Genomic DNA, 5218 nt, shown 5'->3' with positions numbered 1-5218 from the left:
CGGCAAAGGCGGGCAGCCAGGCCGCAGCCAATGATCTTGGTGAGCAGCGCCACCACCACAAAGCAGATGCAGAACAGTACAATATCCGGCGTAAGGCCGCTGATGTCGGTTTTGAGGCCGATACTGGCAAAAAACACCGGTGCAAAGATTACATAGTTGCTGATATCCACACGGCGTTCCACGTAGGGGGCATCCTCCATAGTGCAGAGAACAATACCCGCAATATAGGCGCCGGTAATATCCGCAATGCCAAAATACTCTTCCGCCACGTAAGCCAGTGCGAAGCAGAATGCGATACTGACAATGGTGATACGCTGAGTATGAGGGTTGCGCTTATCCAGCCACTGCATAGCATGATGAATGATGATACCCACCACGATAGCAACCACAAAGAACAGCAGCGTATTGAGCAGCACCTGGCCAAGCCCCAAACCTTCGCCGGAACTAGCACCGATCACGCAGGTAAGCACTACAATACCAATCACGTCATCAATGACGGCAGCACTGACGATGGTTGTACCCAGGAAGCTTTTCAAATGCCCCAATTCCTGCAGCGTCGCTACCGTGATAGATACGCTGGTTGCCGTCATAATGGTACCGATAAACAATGCCCGGTAAAACTCCGTGGTGCCCACCGCAGCAAAGCCATAGAACAGCCCGTACAGCACCGTACCGCCAATCAGCGGGACTCCAACGCCAACACAGGCAATCAGCGTGGCGATGGGACCGGCTTTTATCAGTTCTTTCAGGTTGGTGCCCAAACCGGTAGAGAACATAAGCAGCACCACACCAATTTCCGCAAAAATGGCAATGGTATCATTGCTTTGTACCAGGTTGAATGCACAGGGGCCGATCAACAAACCGGCAATGATCTCTCCCACTACCTGCGGTGCTTTACACCTGCGTGCAACCAGTGCAAAGAATTTTGCACTAAGAATAATAATCGCTAAGTCCCGAAAAACCGAATACACAAATATGCAACCCCTTTCACATTCAAAGAGCATAGCGCAATTCAAATATAGTTTTAACACGATGTCAGACACCTTTGCAAGCGGTTCTACCCATTTTGTCGCTTTTGACGATTTTGTTTGTGGATATTGCCGAAAAAATATTTTGAAAACGCTATTGACAATCCTGTCGCAAATTGCTATAATAGCCCATGCAGTCAAACAACTGCTGTGGAAAGATGGCTGAGCTGGTCTAAGGCGCACGACTGGAAATCGTGTAGGGCCCCTAAAGCCCTCGAGGGTTCGAATCCCTCTCTTTCCGCCATAAAAAAGCACCAACGACTTTGGTCGAAGGTGCTTTTTTATTTTGTTCTTGCCAAGCAAAACGCAGCCGCCCGGGAAACCTCCCGGGCGGCTGCGTTTGTATTTATTCCACCATAAAGTCGAAATCAATGCGTCCCAGCGCAACATCCGCACCGGCTACGCGGACTTTCATGGAAGTGCCAAGCATCCAGCTGCGTCCTGTCAGCGGGTCCAGCATGCTGACGCCGTCCACAACCTGTGCTTCGCCCTTGCAGAGTTGTGCCGCCGGGACAAAGCCCTCCACGGTATTTTCCAGCTCCACAAAGACACCACGAGGTGTAATGCCTGCCACCGTTCCGGTGTAGACCTCACCCAAATGTTCGTGCATATATTCTGCTTTATACAGGTCCTCTACGTCGCGCTCAATGCGTACCGCGTCCACTTCTTTCTTGCTGGACTGCTCACTGGCGCGCTGGGCAAACTCGTTGTAGTCTTTCACCATACGCTCCGAGGAGGCCCCCAGCAGCATTTCGCTGAGGATGCGGTGGATGGCCAGGTCCGGATAACGACGGATGGGGCTGGTAAAGTGGGCATAGTCCGGCAGAACCAGACCGTAATGGCCCAAAGGCTGCGGTGCATACCGGGCTTTCTGCATGCTGCGTAAAATACCCGTGTGTACCGGCGTCTGGATGGGCTGACCGCGGGTTTCGTCCAGCAGCGCCGCCAGTTCCAGTTGGGTGGGAATCGGATTTTTGAACTTGGCATTCAGACCGCAGGCAAGCAGCGTGGCGGACAGCTTCTCCATCTTTTCGGCGTCGGGCGCTTCATGGACGCGGTAAATAAACGGCACCTTGTTGGTACGCCCCGCGTTGGCGGCACACTGGTTGGCAAGCAGCATGAACTCTTCGATCATGCATTCCGACGTGCCGCGGCCGCGTTTTACGATATCCACACAGCGTCCGTTCTCATCAATGATGAGTTTTGCCTCGTCGGATTCGATCTCCATAGCGCCGCGCTTCCGGCGCAGTTCCAAACGCTTGCGGTACAGCTCATCCATAACGGGCAGTTCGGCCAGCACCTCGGCATACTTTTCTTTCAGTTCCGTCAGGTCTGCCCCTTCTTCCGGCTCCAGAAGCGCGTTGATCTCTTTATAAACGCCCTTGACCCGGCTGCGAATCACCGACTTGACAAAATGATAGCTATGAATGTTGCCTTCCTCATCCAGACGCATCAGGCAGGAGAACGCCAGCCGTTCCTCGTCGGGATTCAGGGAGCAGATGCCGTTGGACAGCTGCGTGGGCAGCATGGGAATGACCTTGTCCGCATAATAGATGCTGGTAGCACGCTCGAAGGCTTCTTCATCCAATGCGGAACCGGGACGGACATAATGGCTTACATCTGCAATGTGCACGCCCAGTTCATAGCCGCCGTCTGCCAGCTTCTGCAGGCTGATGGCGTCGTCAATATCTTTGGTTTCGGCAGAGTCGATGGTAAAGATGGGAATACCGCGCAGATCCATCCGACGGGCCGCCTCGGTCGCATCGATGGTAGCATTGTCATAAGCGTGGGCTTCCGCCAACACTTCCGGCGGGAATTCCTGCCGGACATTGCGGCCATACAGAATTGCCTTGGCACATTCCGATGCACGGTCGGAAGATCCGAATTTTTCCACGACGGCAGCGCGGTGCTCACTATGGCGCGAACCGCGATGGGTGATCAGGATACCGACCTTGTCCCCCAGGTGCACGCCCTCGCTCCCCTGCTTGGCCAGCAGGAACTTCACATCCCGGCAGCCATCCGGTTCCACAGCCAGCCGTCCGTCATCCGACAGGCAGACAGTGCCCGCAAAACGGTTGTTGGGCACTTTGACTTCCACCACTTCCCCTTCGGAAGAACCTTCCACACGGGGATGATCAAACAATTTTACATCGATTTTATCCTGCGGCATGGCGCCGTGCAGGGCGCGGCCGGGGATGAAAATATCGCCCTGGCCATCGTCACGGCTGGCAAAACCAAACCGGGCCGCCAGCTTGACCAGCGTACAGGGAATGGTGCTGGGATCGGCTGCGTTTTCGTAGGTGGCAAAGCCCGGCACGTAAGCGCCGTTGCGCAAAGACAGATCGCCGGTAGCTACCATGGCCGAAACAGTGGTGCGCAGGCGGGAATTGTCCACCTGCAAATTGTTCTGCAGTTCGCGCAGCGTCATGGGACGGCGCTTAACCGCAGAGAGAATACTTTTCTGTAAGGGTGTCATAATTACTCCTTTAATTTACGTCGCCGCACCGTCCGGTGCAGCCCTTCCCATTGCGGGCCTTGCCCGCGACTTTCCCACAAAAAACGGCCCGCCGGGGCGCATACTTACTTCAACGCGCTTGGCGGACCCTTTTGTTTTGTGATTGCTGCTTTTCTCCGATTACAGGCGGGCGCTGAGCACACAGACGATCAGTGTGACCACAAAGAATACCCCACCGCAAACCTTGGTCAGCTTGGCAAGTTTGGCATCCACGCCGCGCTCACGGCCGGCCGCCATGTGGGTGTTTTCGCCCATGATGGCCGCAGACAGGCCCTGGCCCTTCTGCTCCTGTGCGAGGGTGAAAACGATGATCAACAGCGACACTGCAATCAGAACGCAACCGAGAGCGATCTCATACCAGTTCATTGAATAGCACTCCTTTAACTTCTCATGCGGGGTATAGTATAACACAGATATGCCGATGGTGCAAGCTTTTTTTGTGATTTATTTCCATTTGGGCACCTGTCACATCAGACTGAACAAATCCACCTGACTTGTCTCGGGCAGATTTCCCAACGCGCCGACCGAGCGCAGCTTGTCAAACACAGAAGATGCCACACCGCTGGCCTGCTGCAGTTCCTCAATGGAAATATACTCCTGTCCGTGGATGGTTGCTTCTTCCAGCGCCACGGCGGCTGCTTCGCCCAGGCCGCGCAGCGCCGTAAAGGGCAGGCGCACCTTGCCGTCCTCCACCACGTATTTGCTGGCATGGCTCTTGCCCAGTTCAATGGGCAGGAACTGGCAGCCGCGCTGCAGCATCTCGTTTTCCAGCTGCAGGCTGACCAATGCGTCATCGTCCTTGGCTGTGCGTTCTTCCTTGGGGATTCGTTCATTGTCCCGCAGATGTTCTTTGGCCACGCGGACGCCGCCCACGGCAGCCTCGTAGTCAATATCGGCACCGCGTACCGTAAAGTACACGGCATAGAAAATTGCCGGATGGTAGACCTTAAACCACATCAGACGAATTGCCGCCATCAGATAGGCAACTGCGTGGGCTTTGGGGAACATATATTTGATCTTGCGGCAAGACTCGATATACCAGTCCGGAACATCATGCTCCCGCATGGCTTCTTCCCAGCCGGGTTTGAAACCACCCTTGGCCACCTTGCCTTTACGCACAGCCTCCATAATATCGAAGGCCATCTTGGGTTCCAGACCCTTGCGCAGCAGGTACAGCATGATACTGTCACGGCAGCCGATCACTTCCGCGATGGTACAGGTGCCGGAACGAATCAGTTCGTCGGCATTGTTGGTCCACACGTCGGTGCCGTGGGACAGGCCGGAGATCTGGATCAGTTCCGAGAAATTCTTGGGCTGGGCATCCAGCAGCATCTGGCGTACAAAGTTGGTGCCCATTTCCGGAATGCCGAAGGTGCCGGTTTTGGAGCCGATCTGTTCCTCGGTAACGCCAAGAGCCTCAGGGCTGGTGAGCAGGCTGTACACCTTTTCGTCGTTCATCGGCACTGAATCAATGGGGATACCGGAGTATTCCTCGAAATACTTATAGAAGGTGGGAACATCGTGCCCCAGCTCGTCCAGTTTGAGCAGGGTATCGTGCAGATACTTAAATTCGAAGTGGGTAGTCAACAGGCCGCCCTTTACGTCATCGGCAGGGTGCTGGATGGCGCAGAAGTCATAAATATCGAAAGTGTCCGGCACAACGACCATGCCGCCC

General features: G+C 54.8%; 3 protein-coding genes, 1 tRNA gene and 1 pseudogene. 1 reads left to right on the top strand and 4 read right to left on the bottom strand.

The window, feature by feature from the left end:
• Positions 1–971: cation:proton antiporter (locus H6B10_RS12385; RefSeq protein WP_204651888.1), on the bottom strand; the 971-nt coding region annotated here is incomplete at its 3' end.
• A gap of 209 nt (positions 972–1180) precedes the next feature.
• On the opposite strand from H6B10_RS12385, the gene H6B10_RS12380 reads away from it, so the two are divergent.
• A tRNA-Ser gene (locus tag H6B10_RS12380) sits at positions 1181–1272 on the top strand.
• Between the two features lie 102 nt (positions 1273–1374).
• Here H6B10_RS12380 and rnr read toward each other — a convergent pair.
• The 3 genes and pseudogenes from rnr to H6B10_RS12365 all read right to left on the bottom strand — a co-directional run.
• Positions 1375–3504 carry a ribonuclease R gene (gene rnr, locus H6B10_RS12375; RefSeq protein WP_204651887.1) on the bottom strand — a complete coding sequence of 710 codons (2130 nt, stop codon included), beginning with the start codon at positions 3502–3504 and terminating at the stop codon, positions 1375–1377.
• 159 nt (positions 3505–3663) lie between these two features.
• A complete protein-coding gene (gene secG, locus H6B10_RS12370; protein ID WP_204651886.1) occupies positions 3664–3909 on the bottom strand; it encodes a preprotein translocase subunit SecG in 246 nt (81 codons plus the stop codon).
• A gap of 99 nt (positions 3910–4008) precedes the next feature.
• A pseudogene (locus H6B10_RS12365) lies at positions 4009–5218 on the bottom strand (PolC-type DNA polymerase III); the annotation flags it as partial.

This window comes from Gemmiger formicilis (assembly GCF_016901605.1).
Lineage (GTDB): Bacteria > Bacillota > Clostridia > Oscillospirales > Ruminococcaceae > Gemmiger > Gemmiger formicilis_B.
The sequence above is the reverse complement of the archived record's forward strand: the minus strand, read 5'-3'. Positions and strand labels throughout refer to the sequence as shown.